Source organism: Clostridium sp. (genome assembly GCF_036569345.1).
GTDB lineage: Bacteria > Bacillota > Clostridia > Clostridiales > Clostridiaceae > Clostridium_AD.
This window is the reverse complement of sequence record NZ_DATCQT010000055.1, coordinates 34053-52605: the sequence shown is the minus strand read 5'-3', so window position 1 is coordinate 52605 and position 18553 is coordinate 34053. Positions and strand designations below refer to the sequence as shown.

Below are 18553 nucleotides of genomic sequence, written 5' to 3'. Positions count from 1 at the left end.
TTTTTTAAAAGAGACCTAAGCACTCTTTAAAAATCGCTAATATTCAATATTTCCTGTGGAATATATTTATCTGAGCTAAGTATATTTATTATGATATCTCTATATATCTGCGTAAATTCCATTGTAAATACTTGTCCTATATTTCTATTTTGACCATCTTTTGTATTTGGTAAACCTATATTTTCATTAATAAATTTATCTATCATAGACGCGTAGCCTTTAACAAAGGGTTTTATATTAAAATTCTCTTTGAAAATTTTATATAATCCCTCATAGATTATTATCCCTTCATAATCCAAATCTCCAAGATATAAAATTTCATTTTTCTTATCCATAAGATAGGGTTCAGCACAAACCTCAAAATCTTCAAAGGTTCTATATATATTTTTTCCTCCACCATATATTAATGTAGATATTTCGTCGCCAAAAATTTTATTACTTCCGTTTATAAGGTGTTTTCTCATGCTATAAAATGTATCTTTATTTTCAAGTATTAATATTTTTTGTGGTGAGGTTTTGCTATAGGAATAATAAGAAAGAGGCTGCGTAGTATCATAAATGTTTAAAAACTGGGAAGATAAATTAAGATTATTAAGTATTCTTTTTCCACCTTCACGATTAAGAAACTTTTCTCTTTGCCAAATTTGAAAACTTCTTTCATTAGCTGATATTTGTGTATTAAGTAAATTAATTGACTCATCAAGAAATCTACTTAAAGCAAGAACGAATACCCTGTCATCTTTATATTTATCTATGTTTTTAATATAATAAGTTTTATCTAAATGAATATTCATAGTATATGATAATTCCTGAGTATATTTAGAATTATCTTCCTTCAAGGCTATTATGGTATATCTATTATATAGAGAGGGATTCTTACCATTTAGCTTACTGCTTTTTATGGGGAGTATTACATTGTCAATAACTAAATTTGTTACTGTATTTGCAAAATCTATATACCCTATTATGTTAAGAAATTGTTGTAATTCATCAATGTCTATTCTTTTTTTATTGAGAGTTCTTAAATTCTTCATAGTTATCTCCTTATATAATCTGATATTTTCTATTTTACCATATACAAAACATCTCCACTATTTAAATCTAATTAAATTTAACTAGATATTGAAATAATAAAGAACTCTGGTGGCTACCAGAGTTCTTTATTATTTATCTTATTTTAATTGCCATTACCTTACCTTGACCCAGATAACCTGACTTAATAGCATTTCCTATAAGTATTTTTTTATATCATCAACACTTTCTAAATCAAAAATATCCGTTCCTATTTGCTGAATGATCTCTTCGGGTAAACATTTAATTTTTTCTATATAGTAATCAGAAAGTCCATTGAATTTTTTCATTAACTGATTTATAAGGAGTTCGGATTTACCTTCTGCAATACCCTTTTTCATCCCTTCTTTTACACCTTCTTTAAGTCCTTCTTTGATTCCTTCATCTAAACCTTCTTTTATTCCATCACTTTTTAATTTAACAAAGATGTTTGATGCATTTGAAACCATAATTTCAACCTCCTCATTTTTTATTTTCGTCAAATATATTTTCTACTAGCTCATTCATATTATATATTTCATTGTTACTAGTTGTATTTTTAATCCATCCTTTTAATAATAATTTTTCCTCAGAAGTTAATTTATTAAAACCAATTACTATATCCTTTAATCTTTCCAAATATTCAATGGCATTTATATTTTGATCTAACAAAAAGATGGCTGCGGCAATATTTTTAAATTCATACAAATGATCCTCATTATATCAAATTTAACACTGAAATAATATATGTTATATTAATATTATTACCTTAATGCGAACATATATTCGCATACGAGAAATTATTTGATTTTGATGAGGGGTAGTTAAAATTATACATTTTAACATTTAATATAAGGGAATAATGGTATAATAAAATAAATATTTTGTGTTGCAACAGTATAAAAAATATAATAGTAAAAGAGCTTTAAAAGAATTTATAACTTGCCACGTGGGTGGCAGTAGAAAAAGAGACAAAACAACACTATAATATAATTAGTAAATGCAGTAACGGAGATGAAGAAAATGAAAAAAGATGAACATTTATTAAGTATAACAGAAGTAAAAAATATACTTAAAGAAAAAAGTAGAGAAGAGCTATTGGAATTGATGATAGAAAGCTATAAAAAAATTCCACTTTTAAAGGAATATATAATCGTTAAATATGGTAGCCAGGATAACATAGAGAAAATTCTTGAAACTTACAAAAATAAGATTTATGATGTGTTTTTTCCTAAAAATATGAAAACTCAATTTAAAATAGGTGATGCAAAGAAAGCTGTTAACGAGTTCAAAAAGCTATGTTCTAATGAAAAATTTACAATAGAGTTAATGCTTTATTATGTTGAGATGGGTATTGAGTTTACGAATACTTACGGAGATATAAATGAAGCATTTTACAATAGTGTTGAAGTTATGTATGAAGCAGTTGTAAGTGCTATTAATAAACAGGATAATTCGGAGATTTATAATAACTTTAAAGATAGGTTAAAAGCTGCTGTAGAGGACACTAATGGTATAGGATGGGGTTTTAACGATGACCTTAGAGATATATATTGGCAGATAAAGTGGTTTAATTTAGGTGAGCTTGATATTGATGAGGAAGAGGTTAAAAATATAAAAGAATATATATTCGAAAGACTTGAAAAAAGAAAGGATTTGCCTAGTTTTGATAAAAACATTGTATTAGGTGAGGTTGTAAGTGAAATGGTAGATGCAGATGAAGTATTTCTAGCAATAATGGATGCTAGATGTATGGACTATAGTAATGATGATGAATTTGATTTTATATCAAAAAGAACAGGCTACTCTGAAGAACTTATAGAAATAATATTATGGCAAAAATGCTGTTATGAAATGGAAAATGACTATTGGGAATATGAAGGGAAATGTAGTAAGTGCGGTAACTGTAAATTATATATAAAGGAAGTCCCTAATGTGGATTTTGGAGATCAAGTTATCTGTAAAGAATGTGGAACTGAATTTATAAGATAATCTTTTATTAACAAAAAGCTGATAAAAATAACGTTAAAGATATAGTAAATAAAATCAATAAAAGTATTATTGGGAGTGAGTGGTCCAAGTGGTAGGGTTAACAAATTTAAAAAAGAGTTTGGGGGAGTATAATGATTGAAGCAGATATAACCAATAAAGGAATAATCACCAATGATTCCATCGCATTTAAAGAGGCAACTCTAGAATATGATTCAAACTGCTCTACCGGAGATAAAGATTATTTACTTCCTAAATTAACAGCTTCATTAAAAAGGGCAAAGACCATAGATATCATAGTAGGATTTTTGATGGAATCAGGGGTTAAATTACTTATTAATGATTTAAAACAGGTGGCGGATAAAGGTGTTAGAATAAGGATTCTAACAGGAAACTATCTAAATATTACTCAACCTCAAGCTTTATATTTAGTAAAGGATGCGCTGGGAGATAAAGTAGATTTGAGGTTCTATAATATTGCTAATAAATCCTTTCATCCTAAGTCATACATATTTGAATATGAAGGGAATGGAGATGTTTTTATAGGATCTTCTAATATGTCGAGTTCTGCATTGACTAGTGGCATTGAATGGAATTATAGACTAAATAAGAATAAAAACCTAGAAGATTTTACACATTTTAAAAATGTTTTTGAAGACTTATTTTTAAATCATTCTATAATTATAGATGATGCTGAGATGCGGCGTTATTCTTCAGTATGGAAAAGACCTAAAATCTTTAATGCTTTAGAAAAAACAGAAGATAACAAAGAAGAATTCGGTAAGTTAATCCTTCTGTATGAACCTAGAGGAGCACAAATTGAGGCCTTATATGAACTGAAAAAATGTAGAGAAGAAGGTTTAGATAAAGGATTAGTTGTGGCAGCAACAGGTATAGGTAAAACTTATTTAGCCGCTTTTGATTCATTAGATTTTAATAAAATTTTATTTGTGGCCCATAGAGAAGAAATATTAAATCAAGCTGAGACATCTTTTAAAAACATTATGCCTAATATTAAAACTGGATTTTTTAGTGGTAAGAATAAGGATACTGATTGTGACATTGTGTTTGCTACGGTACAAACCATGGGACAAAAGAAGTACCTGTGTGAAAAATATTTTAAAAGAGATGAATTTGATTATATTATAATTGATGAATTCCATCATGCAGCTGCAGGTAATTATGGGAATATATTAGAATATTTCACTCCGAAGTTTCTTTTAGGACTTACTGCAACTCCTGAGAGAATGGATAATAAAGATGTATTTGCCCTTTGTGATTACAACGTTGTTTATGAAGTAAGACTTAAAGGTGCCATAGACAAAGGATGGCTTGTTCCTTTTAGGTTTTATGGAGTTTTTGATGATACAGATTATGAAAAAATATCCTTTAGAAATGGTAAATACGATGAGGCAGAATTAGAAAAAGCTTTAATGATTAACAAGCGGGCAGACTTAATTTTAAAACATTATAAAAAATATAATAGTAAAAGAGCATTAGGCTTCTGTGCCAGCAGAAGGCATGCAGAGTACATGAGTAAATATTTCAATGAAAATGGAATTAAGGCTTGCACCGTAGTAAGTGGAGAGCAAACAGAATATTCTATGGATAGAAAAAAAGCTGTGGATAAGTTAAAGAAAGCAGAGTTAAATATTATATTCTCTGTGGATATGTTTAATGAAGGATTAGATATTCCTGAAATTGATATGATATTATTTTTAAGGCCAACAGAATCCCCGACAATTTTTCTTCAGCAATTAGGACGAGGGCTTAGAAAATATAAGGACAAGAAGTATGTGAACATTTTAGACTTTATAGGTAATTATAAAAAAGCTCAATTGGTTCCTTTCTTTTTAAGTGGCAATTTAAAAGATCCTGAGGGAAAAGTTAAACAAGGTAAATTACCTACAGAGGATGAATATCCTGATGATTGTATTGTAGATTTTGACCTTGGAGTAATTGATATATTCAAGAAGATGCTGCAGCAGCAAAAGAATATATTTGATTTAGTAGTAGATGAGTTTAATAGAATAAAAGAAGATTTAAAAACTAGACCAAGTAGGCTTCAAATGTATACTTACATGGAAGATGACCTATACAATGTAATAAGATCAAGAGGAGAATTAAACATTTTCAATGATTATCTAGGATTTCTAAATAAAATAGATGAAATTTCAGAAGAAGAGAAACTACTTTTAAACACTAAAGCTTATGAATTTTTAAAAAATATTGAGAAAACTTCAATGGTTAAGACTTATAAAATGCCATTACTTCTAGCTTTTTATAATAGTGGTAACATAAAGTTGAAAATAGATGAAGAAAATATATTTTTAAGCTTTAGAGATTTTTATGTTAAACCTTCCAATGCAGTGGATCTTTTGAGACATGATTCAACTAAAAACTATAAGAATTTTAATAAAAAAGATTATTTAAGGGTCGCTGAAAATCCAATAAAGGCGTTTTTAAATTCGGCAAAAGATTTCTTTTATAGAGATAAATCATATTTTTGTTTGAATGATGATTTAGGTGAATTTATTGATAATCCTTTATTTATATCTCATTTTAAAGATATTATTGATTATAGGACTAGAAGATTTTATAAAGAAAGACTTGAAAAGTTAGAAAAATAAATACGCTGACAAAACCCTCCATAGTGATTATATGGAGGGTTTTGGCTATTCATAAACTTTTTCAAGAACAATGCCTTTTTCAAAGCCGCCTCTTTCTTCTCTTTTTGCATTTCTTTTGTTAATTAAATCTTCCTCTGAGTATCCAAGAACACTCGCAAGGGCAAATAAAACTTCCATCACATCAGCAAGTTCTTCTAGGTTTTTAGCTTCTAAAAACTCAAATGCTTCCTCATCTAATTTGGTTTCAAGTAAAGGTAGTAGTTCTTCTTTTTTAGCATAGTGCACATCAAAGCTTTTACCTGTAGCTTGAATGATTTCAGGAATTTTATCGCGGACTAGTTTGTTGTAGATCTTCATGGGGTGGCCTCCTTGGTTGATTTTATTGGTTTATTATAGCATAGGTTAGGATATGACGGTAATTTATTGCCTATCTGTTAAAATTTTTTGAACTTTCTAAAATGAAAGCAAATTTTGAGAAAAATTGACTTGGCCTTTTTTAATTTCAAATGTGACAATATTCCCTCAATTTAGCAAAAAAAGTGTGGTAATATGTTTTAAATGAGATTTTCAAAATTAAAATGTAATAAATTGTAACGATATTTTCTAATCCTTTTAAGAGATTTGAAGATATGAGGTTCATGAAAAAATGTAGGGATATTGAGTATGTAGAGTTTAATATTAATGTTTGGAAAAAACTTAGTGGTGAAGAAAAAGTGTGGATAAGAGAATGGTGTGAGAAGAAGCTGGGGGAGTATTATGGGGAATAATATAGCTACATTATAAAGGTACACTGATTGTAATAGATATTCAGAGGGGGAACACAAATGTCATTATTAGAGAAAGCTGCATTTAGATTGATTAATGGAAAAAGAACAGTTACTGCTCCTATTTTTATAAAAGAGTTTGAAAAAGAGAACCAACAACTTAAAGATTTGATAGATCTTTCAAATAGAGTTAGTTCAGATAAAAAGAAACTTATAGATAGGGATATTATTTTTCTAAAACAAGGGCTAGATGGAGAACAAAACGTGCAATATGAGCTTAAAAACTCATTTATACCAATGTTATGTCTTCATGACATTAGAATTGAATATGATGACTATGTAGCTCAAATTGATTTTGTTATAATTACTAACAAATTCATCATGGTATTAGAAGCTAAAAAGCTTAATGGAGATATTGAAATTACATCTGGTGGCGATTTTATAAGAAGTCTGAAAAGCAATTCTGGAAAGGCATTTAAGAAAGAAGGAATGTATAGTCCAATATCCCAGAATGAGCGTCATGTTAATATACTTAGAAAAATTTTAATAAAGGAAGGTATTATAAAAACTTTGCCAATAAAATCTGCAGTTATACTAGCTAATCCAAAAACAATTGTGAATAAGTCTAAGGCTCCAAAGAGTATTCAAAATAATATATATAAATATGACCAAATCACAAATCTATTAAAAAAAGAACTAAATGATGATAAGAATACCAGAAACATGCTTGAAAAATATATGTACGAAATATCAGATTTTCTTATTAAAAATAACAAACCTATAACTATGAACAATAGGGATAAATATTCATTAATTGAAGAGGATTTTATAAAAAACGAACATAAGGTTAGTACTGAAGTATATACAAAGAAGGTTAAGGAAAGTAGAAAGCAACCTGAAAAAATTATCACTATTGTGAAACCTATAAATGATGATTCAAAGACATATGAATTACTTAAAAAATATAGACTTAACACCTCTAGGGAAGAAGGTATTAAACCATACCTTATATTTAATAATGAAGAATTAGATGCATTAATTAAGAGTAAACCAAAAACAAAAGATGATCTACAGCAGGTTAAAGGATTTGGGCCGAAAAAAATTGAGAAGTATGGTAATGAGATATTGGAGATTTTTAATGTTAGGAAATGATAATTTGAAATTTAAAGAAGGACAATTAAATGGTAAGATAGGTTAGAAGTGATTGTACGGTTGGCACATTTGAAAAAAAGAATGGACTTCCACCAGGGACTATTAGAAATGAAGGCAGTAGAGACACAAGAAGTGATAAAAAAATTGGAACGATACGAAAGGAAGCAGAAAAATAATTATAAGTTAAGAAATAGTTTGGACATTTGGTAGTGAAATTCTGGGGGAGGAAATCAATATGAAATTTAACAAGAATATCTTCACATTGTTTAATAGAGATGATTTTACATATCGTAAGGGTGATGAAGGTATTAAAAAAGAATATGTTGAAGGAATTGAGAATTGGACGCTATGGTGTGATGAATTAACCAAAAAAGAAGGGAAATTTGAATCTCCAATAATACAGAGTTGGCAAAATAGTGGACAGTTGGCCAGGCATTTCTGGACACGTCTAAAGTTTACTCCTTTTATAAATTCTGGATCTTGCGTTTCTATGCATGTAGTTAATTATGGATTTACAATTGAGCTTAGTTTCGAAATTAAAAATGAAAGCAGCAGTTTATCAAAAGAGGAATACAACAAACTGCTTCTTGAAAATCTTGAGAATTGGGCCAATAAATATAATGTTGATTTAGACTTATTCTATATTTGTGTCAAAACAAACAAGTGTACCTTGAATGAATACTTTCATAGTTCTGAAAAAATCAATTGGTTTGCTAATACAAAAGGTATAAATATTAATATTGGGGTTTTCTTTGCGGTAGAGCTAGTTTTAGAGCTTGATACAGAATCAGAAAAACTAATTGATATTCTTCAAAAATTAAGTCATTTATATGCAAAAGTGCAAAAGCCCAACCAGATTTATAATTCACTTAAAAATGCAGAGGAGCTAGTTCCAGATGTATACGATGGCAGCTATGAGTTAGTTAGGGAAATTGTAAAGGCATATGAAAAAGTTTCCTATGATAACTTAACTTTAGATGATTTAAATGCTATGTTCTTTATGTGTATCGGAACATTTAAGCAAGGTGTTGAAATTAAAAAACAATTTATTCGAAAATCCAACTTACCTGAATTTGAAAAAAACAGAATTATAAATTTAATAGATGAAATTGTCAGGAAGTCAAAGGACTCTGGTTACACACATGTTAGTGAAGGGCTTGGGGGTTTTGGTATGTTTGGTGAGGCTGTGGGTTCTTTACGTGCAAGCTATAAAGATACCGATGAAATAACTGGGGCAAAAGACTTTATTAAGTTGTGCATTAGTATTAGTAAACTTTCTGACGATGAAGAAATATTTGCTACATGTGAACCAGTATTAAAAGCTGGCATTAAAGGAATGCAGACAGGTAAGATATCTAAATTTTTGCATTGTCTAAAGCCATATACATTTCCAATTATCAATGAGAGACAAGGTAAAGGAACAAGTGTTTATGACTCACTTTGCATAAAACTAACTAAAGCTGAAAAAGCTGTTAATTATATTCAAAATGCAAGAGCAATTAAAAGTGTCAGAGATAAATTTTTTAACTTTCAAAATTATAGGGTAATGGATATAGTTGAAGAAGAAACAGCTCAGATAAGGTATTGGCTTGGTGGGGCAAAGTATGACGAAAAAGATGTATCACAAGAATTTATCACCCAAAATGTTTTTGGAATCGGTTGGCTAGGCGAAGATATAAAACATGCTGTAGGTGATGAGAAATTATTAGAAAATATTTTTGGAACTCATGATTTGAAGGATCATGCACGAAAAATGTTTAATTTATTTTTTCAAATAAAGGCAGGAGACAAGATAGCAATAAAATCTACTTTTGCTAAAGATAAGACTTCCATTTTAAGAATTAAAGCAATTGGCACGGTTCAAAGTGATGCCCAAAATGGCTATTTATATAATGAAAATTTGAAACATACAATTCCTGTTAAATGGGAGAATGTTGAACAGATTGATTTGAAGAATGTAGGAGGCCATTGGGACACCTTATCGGAGGTTACAAATCAGGAACATATTGATAGAATATTTTTCGAGAAAAACTTAATCGAAATAGATAAAGAACAGATTGAAGTAAGTATACCAATTAAATATTCAAAAGAACAATTATTAGAGGATGCGTATATATCAGATGATAAGTACAAGGTAATTGTAAGCCGCCTTGAAAAGAAGAAAAATATTATTTTACAAGGGGCTCCAGGAGTTGGTAAAAGTTATCTTGCTAAAAAAATAGCCTATTCAATAATAGGAACAATTGATGAATGCAAGGTGCAAATGATACAATTTCATCAAAGTTACTCCTATGAAGACTTTATTATGGGCTACCGTCCTAATAAAGTGGGTGGGTTTGACATTATAGAGGGCGTTTTCTATAAATTTTGTAATAAAGCTATTGCAAATCCCAATGATAAGTTTTTCTTTATCATTGATGAAATTAATAGAGGAAATCTAAGCAAAATTTTTGGAGAACTTATGCTGCTAATTGAAGCGGATAAACGTGGAGACAGTTTCGCTATGTCTACGGTCTATTCTGAAAAACCATTTTATATACCCAATAACTTGTATATTATTGGACTTATGAATACTGCAGATAGAAGTCTTGCTTTAATTGACTATGCTCTTCGTCGTAGATTTAGTTTCATCGATATTGAGCCAGCTTTTGGTGAGAATTTTATAAAATACACAGATAAATTCAAACTTACAAATTTAGATAAGGTTTTAAATATTATAAGAGTAATAAATGATGAGATTGAAGTTGATGAATCACTTGGAAAAGGTTTTAAGATTGGACATAGTTACTTCTGTAATTTAGAAAATGCTGATAATGCTGAACTTCTAGAAATAATTGATTGTGAAATTGTGCCACTTTTAGAAGAGTATTGGATTGAAAGTAACGATAAGGTTAAAAATTATTCTCAAAACTTACGTGAGGCCGTAAGTAATGAGTGAGGTTAATAATTATCAATTAAAGATACCCATTAAGAATATTTATTATATGCTTTCATATGCTTTTCGTGTGCTTAGGCAGGATGGGTTCGCTCAGCTTAGCAGTGAGAAATTTGAAAATATTTACGAATTATTATGCGAAATTCTTATAAAGGGTATAAGGGAGCAATTAAAACGTGGCATTTATAAAGAATATAATCTTATTGAAGAAGAAATACCAGTTGTGCGTGGGAAAATAGGTATCACAGAGTCTATTAAGTTAAAGGCAGTCTCAAGCACGAAACTTCATTGTATTTATGATGAATTTAGCAGTAATAATATTTTAAATCAAATATTGAAAACTACTTGTTTAGCTTTGATTAGAAATTCTAATGTGAATATTCAGCAAAAGAAAAAATTGAAGAACTTGATGATGTATTTTGGAGAAGTGAGTGAAGTTTCTATCAAGACGGTGGATTGGAAAAAGTTGAATTATCACAGAAATAATTTAACTTACAAAATGTTAATTAATATTTGTTATCTTGTATGGGAAGGACTTATTGTTAACGAGCAAAATGGAAAATATAAGTTTATGGATTTTATTAAGGATAAACAAATGGCAAAATTATATGAGAAATTCGTATATGAATTTTATAAAAAAGAGTGCCCAGATGTATGTGTAAGTTATCAACAAAAAATCATCTGGAAGACTGATGATGGTTATATAGATTTATTACCTAGTATGAGCACGGATATTTCTTTAACTAAGAACAATCATAGGCTTATTATTGATACAAAGTTTTATCCCGAAGCTATGCAAAAAAACTATTTGAGTGAGAATAAAAAATTTATTTCTGGAAATTTGTATCAGATTTATACTTATGTAAAAAATAGTGACTTTATGGGCGAAGTAAGTGGCATGTTACTATATCCGACGGTGACGTATGATTTAAATCAAGCTTATAAATTGAGTGGAAATAATGTATTTATAAGAACTGTTGATTTAAATAAAAATTTCAGTGAAATTTCAAAGTCACTAAGAGAGATTGGGGATTTAGTATGATAACTTTTATATCCGTCAGGGAGAAGCTTGTTAGATTTTACTTATTTAAGAAAAAATCGCAAGAATCTATATATTTTTACTGCTAATATGAGAATTGCTGTGATATAATAAATTCAGCAATAAATTCAGCTAATAAATCATGTAAAAATAAATAAATATAATTGAGGTGTTAATCATGAATATATCTTATAACAAGCTATTTAAGCTTCTGATAGACAAAGAAATGAAGAAAACTGAATTGCGTAAAGCCACTGGTATAAGCCCAAACACCTTGACTAAATTGTCTAATAATGAATTTGTGTCTATGGAGGTATTGGTAAAGATTTGTCACGCACTAAACTGTGATGTTGGAGATATTGTTGAAGTTATTAAGAGCCCTGATAATATGACAGCAAATGTTATAGTGTAATATAGGAGAATTATAATTATAGGAGGGAAAAACGGATATGGAACGCAAAGAATATAGCGCAGGGATGGTTAAGCTTTCATTCTGGTTTTCTGAATTTCGCAAGATGATTGAACTGTTGAGCAGTGGTAAAAACTTGCTGGAAATCAAGATGATGAATTTAGAAGAAAATATATTCTCAGCCCCTACACAGGCAAGGGCAATCCAAATATTCAGTACTGTGTCTACTCGTGTGAGATGTTTGAATCAGTCTTTTTATACATTGTTTGAGAAAAGTGATATCTCAAATCAAAAAGTAATTGCTCTTATAGCAGTTATGCAAAGCGACAGTTTATTCTTTGATTTTGTACATGAGGTCTATCGTGAAAAACTGATTATAGGTGTAGTTGAATTGGCTGATAGCGACTTTGGCATCTTTTTCAAGAATAAGCAACTGCAAAGCGATAAAGTTGCGAAATGGATGGACTACACTTTGAAGCGTTTGGGTAACTGTTATAAAACAATGCTAATGGAAGCAGGTTTAATAGAGCGCACAACAGGAACGCGAAAAATCTTGAAGCCAATCATAGATAGATCTTTGGAAGATTGTCTGATGGCAAATGGTATGGAAATAACGCTACATGCATTGATGGGGGTGAGATAAATGCACAGCTTGGAAGAGAGACTTGATGCTGCGGAACGAATAATAAAAACTGAAAGTTTTCGCAAGAATAAGGGGCTTGGAAATGAAGTAGGCTATTATGTGTTTGATTACCCTGCAGAGAAAGAACTGATTGTCCGAGAACGAATAAAATATATGAAGGGCAAGAGCTCCAAGGGAACCGATGGATTTGAGCTTGTTGTTTATGACCTTTACGATATTGTTATTGATCTTCTAGAAAAGGAAGGATTCATGGAACAATGTTTCAAGTTTGAAAAGAAAAAAGGCATGGAACGGATAGTTAAAGCTGTAGGAAATTTGCTTCAAGTAAATGATGAAACCAGTTTGATCGTGGAGTATATTCAAGAACATACTCCAAAGGATGCTGTTGTTTTCTTAGTGGGTATTGGGAAATGCTATCCTATTCTTCGTTCTCATAAGGTTCTCAATAACCTTAACCAGGCGATAGATCGTGTGCCTGTGGTTATGTTCTATCCAGGGAAATATGATGGTCAGGAATTGGTTCTATTTTCAGAAATAAAAGATGACAATTACTACAGAGCATTCAAGCTCGTGGATTAAGGGGGATAAAGGATATGTTAATTAAAGATATGTTCGCAAAGTCGATTGACAGAGATATCAAGGGTGTTATTAAAGTTGGTCAGGCTGACGATGAAAATATTCGACAGGAATTGGAAGAATATGTTGTTACTCGAGAACTGCAGAAACACTTTGCAGATTTTTTTGGAAGCTACAAAAGAGGAATAAATGGTCATACCGATAAAATGGGAGTTTGGATTTCAGGCTTTTTTGGAAGTGGTAAATCTCATTTCTTGAAGATTTTGTCATACATTCTTGAGGACAAAGAAGTTAATGGTAAAAAAGCAATCGACTATTTTGTAGAGGATAATAAAATAGTTAATCCAATGGTGCTTGCAGACATGAAGCTTGCTGCTAGTATTCCCACGGATGTTGTCTTGTTTAACATTGACTCTAAGAGTGAAATGACAGGTAAACAATCCAAGGATGCTATTGTCTCTGTTTTTCTGAAAGTATTTAATGAAATGCAGGGCTATTGTGGCTCTATTCCATTTCTTGCTGACCTAGAAAGACAGCTTACTGAAAAAGGCCGTTATGAAGAATTTAAGAAACTGTTCGAAGAAGATCTTGGAAAAAAATGGGAAGAATCCAGACATAAATTTGATTTTATTCAGGATAGTATTGTTGATGTTCTGGATGAAATGAAATTTATGAGTGAGGCGGCTGCTCGAAACTGGTGTGAAAAAGCAACGGAACCTTATAATATCAGCATCGAGAACTTTGCCAAAATGGTTAAGGAATACCTTGATAGTAAAGGCCGTAATCATCACATAGTCTTTTTATCGGATGAAATTGGTCAGTATATAGGTGATGATTCTAAATTGATGCTTAACCTGCAAACTGTGACAGAAGATTTGGGAACAGCATGTCAGGGGAAGGTCTGGATTGTAGTAACTAGCCAGCAGGATATTGATTCCATAACCAAGATAAAGGGAAATGACTTCTCTAAAATTCAGGGGCGTTTTGATACTAGGCTTTCTCTTTCCTCAGCTAACGTGGATGAAGTTATAAAGAAAAGAATTTTGGATAAAACAACTACTGCTAAGCAGACACTGAAATTGCTCTATGAGCAAAAGGCAACCATCATCAAAAACCTCATCGTTTTCAATGATGGTGTTGAGAAAAAGCTGTATACTGATGAAAATGATTTTGCTGCTGTTTACCCATTTGTGCCTTATCAGTTCAATCTGCTTGCAAGCGTATTGACTTCCATAAGAACCCATGGAGCATCCGGCAAGCATTTATCTGAGGGTGAGAGGTCCATGCTTGCCTTGTTTAAAGAATCGGCTATGAAACTGATGAATGAGCAACACGGCGCGATGATTCCGTTTAATGTTTTTTATGATGCACTGCATCAGTTCTTAGATCATAGCCATAAGGGTGTAATTACGAGAGCAATGGACAATAATTATATCAATCCTGATCATGAAGTTGAGTGTTTCAATGTCAACGTACTGAAAACCCTCTTTATGGTTAAATACGTCAAAGAGATTAAAGCCAATATTGATAATATTACTAGCCTTATGATTTCTGAAATTGATACCGACCGTATTGCATTGAAGAAGGATGTTGAGGAAGCTATTAAAGTTCTTGTTCGTCAGATGCTGGTTCAGAAGAATGGTGATATTTATGTCTTTCTAACTGATGAGGAACAGGAGATCAATCGTGAAATTGAAGGACAGCCTATTGAAATGAATGAGGTTATCAGCAAAGTATCTGAACTAATTTTTGAAGATATATTTAAAGATAAAAAATATCGTTATCCTGCTTTTAGTGGACGGTATAGTTTTTCATTTAATCAGATTGTAGACGACCGTCAATATAAGACAAATCAGAACCATGATATCGGAGTGCGGGTACTTACCCCGAACTCTGACTATAGTGATGAGGAGACAACACTTCGCATGATGTCTGGACAGGGCAAGGAAGTTCTTGTAGTATTGCCAAACGACTCTGCATTTTTGAATGAACTGAGAAGTGCACTGAAAATTGAAAAATATCTGAGGCTTACAACTTCTAATGCATTGGCTAAGTTTGAGCAAATTAAAGAAGCGAAACGTGTGGAAATGCGTGAAAGAAGTGGCAATGCAAAGCTGTTTCTTTTGGAATCAATGAAAAATGCGGATATATATGTTAATGGTGATAAAGCACAGATTGGCTCCAAGGAAGTTTCATCACGTATTAATGATGCTCTTAGCCGACTTGTGTCCACTGTCTACCACAAGCTACCTTATATTGATGCTGTAATGGGTGAAGCTAATATCAGGGTATTATTTAAGACTTCAAGTCAGCAGACACTGACGCTTGTAGGTGGAGCAGAACCGAATGTTAATGCATTAAATGACATGCTTAGCTATATTGCTAGCAATTCATCCATGCATACGAAGACTTCCATGAAAAGTTTGATGGATCGCTTCATGAAAGCTCCTTATGGTTTCGTGGAGGATGATGTGGAATGGCTGGTTGCAAAGCTGTTTAAGAGTGGGGATATTTCATTTGCTGTAAATGGCAGCAGTGTTACTATACTAAATAAATCTGAGGAAGAAATTATCCGTTATATTACTAAGAAAGAATATGTTGAAAAGCTTCTAACAGAACGTCGTGAAAAACCTAATGATATACAGAAAAAGGCTGTGCGTGAAGTAATGAAAGAATTGTTTGGCGTTTCGAGTGTTAATGATGACGATGATTCTATGATGCGTTCCTTTAATAGCTATAGCCAAAATGTGATCAACGAGCTGGAGAAATTTGAAATCATGTATAATAGTCAGAAGTTGCCGGGGCAAAAGACCGTTGCAACTGGGAAGGGCTTGCTTCGTGCGGTCATTCAGATTCAATCTCCTATGGAGTTTTTTATGAAGATTAAGTCTGACAGGGAGGACTATTTTGACTTTGCTGAGGAATATGAACCTGTTAAAGCGTTTTTTGCCGGTGATCAGAAGAGCATATTTGAACGTGCTTTGCGATTGATAAAGATTTACGATGAAAGTAAGACTTTTATTGTGGATGATAAGGTTGAAGAATATGTTAGTTCTGTTAAGGCTATTCTGAGAAAAGATTTACCATACGGTGATATTCCGAAACTTCCTGAGCTTCTAGATAACTATACTGATGCATATATGCGTGTTCTTTCAGAAATGGAAGCTCCGATAATTGCAGCTATTGATGATGCGAGAACCAGGGTATTCGAAATCCTTGATACTAAGTCATATAAGTCAGAACTAAGTGATCGTTATTTCAAACTTTTTACTGAAATTCATGATAAGGCCACTCATTGTAACAATGTTGCTACCTTGCAGAATATAAAGGTTGAAGCCGATGCTCTAAAAGTCCGTCTGCTAAATGAAATAGATAAAAAAGACGAATTGCTTGAAGCTGATCATGTTGCAGAAGAACAGGCTAGATATGAAAATAATGGTCACAAAACTGTTGATCCTGGGCCTCAGCTAAAAGTGAAGAAAAAGAAAAATATCAGCATCAAGTCTATTACTGTCTCTTCTTCTTGGCGTATTGAAACTGCTGAAGACGTTGAAAAATATATAGATGCTCTGAAAAAACGTATTTTGAGCGAGCTGGCTGATGATACAATTGTAAATATTGAGTTCTAAAGTAAAGGAGGAAGCATATGGCTGATTATTTTATGGATAATGATTCAAACCAAAAGACTTTAGAAGAAACGCTGTCAATGTTGATTTCCCGGTGTGAAAATGAACTAGTGGAGTTTAAAGAAGCTAAGGGCAATTATGATACCCATAAGCTTGGACAATATTTTTCTGCAATCAGCAATGAAGCAAATTTAAAGAACAAACAATATGGGTGGCTCATATTTGGAGTGCAGGATAAAGATCACCATATTATTGGAACCAACTACAAAGATATGAAATCTTTAGAAAAACTTAAACATGAAATTGCCACCAGCACAACCGGAGGCATTTCGTTCATGGATATATTTGAGTTATACCCGGAAGTTGATGGTAAACAGAAACGTGTGGTTATGTTTAAGATTCCGTCTGCGGTGACTGCAATACCTACCGGATGGAAAAATCGTTATTACGGACGTGATGGAGAATCATTAACTAATTTGTCACAGGAGGAAATAGATCGTATTCGAGGGCAAAAAAAACGGGATTGGTCAAAGCAGGTTGTAGAAGGCGCAAAGATAGAGTATCTAGATCATGATGCAATTGTAATGGCTCGTGAAAATTATAAGAAGCGGGCAAATAAACCGCATATTGAAGAAGAAGTAAATGCTATGACGGATATGGAATTTTTGACAAAGCTAAAACTTATTATTGACGGTCAGATAACCAATGCTGCAATGGTTCTTCTTGGAAACAGTGATTTTGATTATCTGCTGGATTTTTCGCCGCACATTATGTGGCGACTATACGATTCCAAGGGTAATGATAAGGACTATGAAATATTTAACATCCCTTTTTTGACTGTTGTAGATAAGGTCTATACTAAAATTCGTAATCTGACTTACAGGTATATGCCGAATCAAATGACGCTGTTTCCAACGGAAACTCAGCAGTACGATTCTTGGATGTTTCGAGAACTTTTGAACAACTGTATCGCTCATCAGGACTATACAATTGGTGGAAGAATCTATGTAAATGAATTTGAAGATAAGGTTAAAATCACTAACCCGGGCAGCTTTTTACCCGGAGAAATCCAGCCTGTGTTAGTACCGAGCTACTCCCCACCGTATTACAGGAATCAGTTATTGACACAGGCAATGTCAAGCTTTTACATGATTGATACGGCTAGCATGGGTATTCGTAAGGTCTATAAAATTCAAAAAGAAAAGTTTTTTCCAATGCCAGATTATGACTTTTCTAGGCAAGGTGAAGTATCAGTTGCTGTTTATGGCAAGGTGCTAAACGAAAACTATACTCGTATTCTGTTTGAAAATCCAGACTTTGATTTGGATACAGTCTATATAATTGATCGCATACAGAAAAATGAACCAATTAGTAAGGAAGATACCAAGCGAATTCGGAAACTTGGCGTTGTTGAGGGAAAAGCTCCAAATCTCTACTTATCTGCACCACTTTCCAAAGCCATTGATGAGCAGGCACAGTATATTAAAAATAAAGGTTTTGATGATGAGTATTATAAAAAGCTAATTGTGGATTATCTAAAACAATGGAAAAAAGGAAAGAAAAAAGATTTCATGGAACTGCTCTTCAGTAAATTGCCAGATGTGTTGGATGAAAAACAAAAGGAAAACAAAGTTCGTAACCTGTTGACGGCTATGAAACGTGAGGGAATTATCACAACAGACACTGACAATCAACAAAAATCATACTGGATATTGACTAAAAATTGATTAAAAACATTGG

Annotated in this window: 15 protein-coding genes; 11 read left to right on the top strand and 4 right to left on the bottom strand. The window is 31.9% G+C overall.

Features of this window, described 5'->3' with window-relative positions; all coding sequences use genetic code 11:
* Positions 1 to 26: 26 nt before the first annotated feature.
* The 3 genes from VIM70_RS05420 to VIM70_RS05410 form a co-directional block, all read right to left on the bottom strand.
* Positions 27 to 1034: a Wadjet anti-phage system protein JetD domain-containing protein gene (locus VIM70_RS05420; protein WP_331944716.1), complete on the bottom strand. Its 1008-nt coding sequence runs from the start codon at positions 1032 to 1034 to the stop codon at positions 27 to 29.
* Positions 1035 to 1229: 195 nt separating this feature from the next.
* The gene (locus VIM70_RS05415; RefSeq protein WP_331944715.1) at positions 1230 to 1520 is read right to left on the bottom strand and encodes a DUF4351 domain-containing protein; all 291 of its coding nucleotides are present in this window, start codon (positions 1518 to 1520) and stop codon (positions 1230 to 1232) included.
* Between the two features lie 13 nt (positions 1521 to 1533).
* A complete protein-coding gene (locus VIM70_RS05410) occupies positions 1534 to 1758 on the bottom strand; it encodes a hypothetical protein (RefSeq protein ID WP_331944714.1) in 225 nt (74 codons plus the stop codon).
* Positions 1759 to 2073: 315 nt separating this feature from the next.
* Here VIM70_RS05410 and VIM70_RS05405 point away from each other — a divergent pair, with 315 nt between their 5' ends.
* Positions 2074 to 3042, top strand: a complete 969-nt coding sequence (locus VIM70_RS05405) for a DUF6155 family protein (RefSeq protein ID WP_331944713.1) — start codon at positions 2074 to 2076, stop codon at positions 3040 to 3042.
* A 131-nt stretch (positions 3043 to 3173) separates the two neighbouring features.
* Positions 3174 to 5669, top strand: a complete 2496-nt coding sequence (locus VIM70_RS05400) for a DEAD/DEAH box helicase family protein (RefSeq protein ID WP_331944712.1) — start codon at positions 3174 to 3176, stop codon at positions 5667 to 5669.
* Between the two features lie 45 nt (positions 5670 to 5714).
* Here VIM70_RS05400 and VIM70_RS05395 read toward each other — a convergent pair whose 3' ends face one another.
* The gene (locus VIM70_RS05395; protein ID WP_331944711.1) at positions 5715 to 6026 is read right to left on the bottom strand and encodes a nucleoside triphosphate pyrophosphohydrolase; all 312 of its coding nucleotides are present in this window, start codon (positions 6024 to 6026) and stop codon (positions 5715 to 5717) included.
* 281 nt (positions 6027 to 6307) lie between these two features.
* Here VIM70_RS05395 and VIM70_RS05390 point away from each other — a divergent pair, with 281 nt between their 5' ends.
* The 9 genes from VIM70_RS05390 (at position 6308) to VIM70_RS05350 (ending at position 18540) form a co-directional block, all read left to right on the top strand.
* Positions 6308 to 6436: a hypothetical protein gene (locus tag VIM70_RS05390; RefSeq protein WP_331944710.1), complete on the top strand. Its 129-nt coding sequence runs from the start codon at positions 6308 to 6310 to the stop codon at positions 6434 to 6436.
* Positions 6437 to 6493: 57 nt separating this feature from the next.
* Positions 6494 to 7585, top strand: coding sequence for an NERD domain-containing protein (locus VIM70_RS05385; protein ID WP_331944709.1), 1092 nt, complete (start codon positions 6494 to 6496; stop codon positions 7583 to 7585).
* A gap of 235 nt (positions 7586 to 7820) precedes the next feature.
* On the top strand, positions 7821 to 10523 hold the full coding sequence (locus VIM70_RS05380; RefSeq protein WP_331944708.1) for an HI_0552 family protein: 2703 nt from the start codon (positions 7821 to 7823) through the stop codon (positions 10521 to 10523).
* Entirely contained in the window at positions 10516 to 11562 is a 1047-nt protein-coding gene (gene mcrC / locus VIM70_RS05375; protein ID WP_331944707.1) for a 5-methylcytosine-specific restriction endonuclease system specificity protein McrC, read from the top strand. Before VIM70_RS05380 ends, mcrC begins: the two co-directional genes overlap by 8 nt.
* 175 nt (positions 11563 to 11737) lie before the next feature.
* Positions 11738 to 11971 carry a helix-turn-helix transcriptional regulator gene (locus VIM70_RS05370; protein WP_331944706.1) on the top strand — a complete coding sequence of 78 codons (234 nt, stop codon included), beginning with the start codon at positions 11738 to 11740 and terminating at the stop codon, positions 11969 to 11971.
* Positions 11972 to 12008: 37 nt separating this feature from the next.
* On the top strand, positions 12009 to 12611 hold the full coding sequence (locus tag VIM70_RS05365) for a DUF1819 family protein (protein WP_331944705.1): 603 nt from the start codon (positions 12009 to 12011) through the stop codon (positions 12609 to 12611).
* Positions 12612 to 13190: a DUF1788 domain-containing protein gene (locus VIM70_RS05360; RefSeq protein ID WP_331944704.1), complete on the top strand. Its 579-nt coding sequence runs from the start codon at positions 12612 to 12614 to the stop codon at positions 13188 to 13190.
* A 14-nt stretch (positions 13191 to 13204) separates the two neighbouring features.
* Positions 13205 to 16816: a BREX system P-loop protein BrxC gene (brxC, locus tag VIM70_RS05355; RefSeq protein ID WP_331944703.1), complete on the top strand. Its 3612-nt coding sequence runs from the start codon at positions 13205 to 13207 to the stop codon at positions 16814 to 16816.
* 17 nt (positions 16817 to 16833) lie between these two features.
* Positions 16834 to 18540, top strand: a complete 1707-nt coding sequence (locus VIM70_RS05350) for an ATP-binding protein (protein WP_331944702.1) — start codon at positions 16834 to 16836, stop codon at positions 18538 to 18540.
* Positions 18541 to 18553 lie beyond the last annotated feature (13 nt).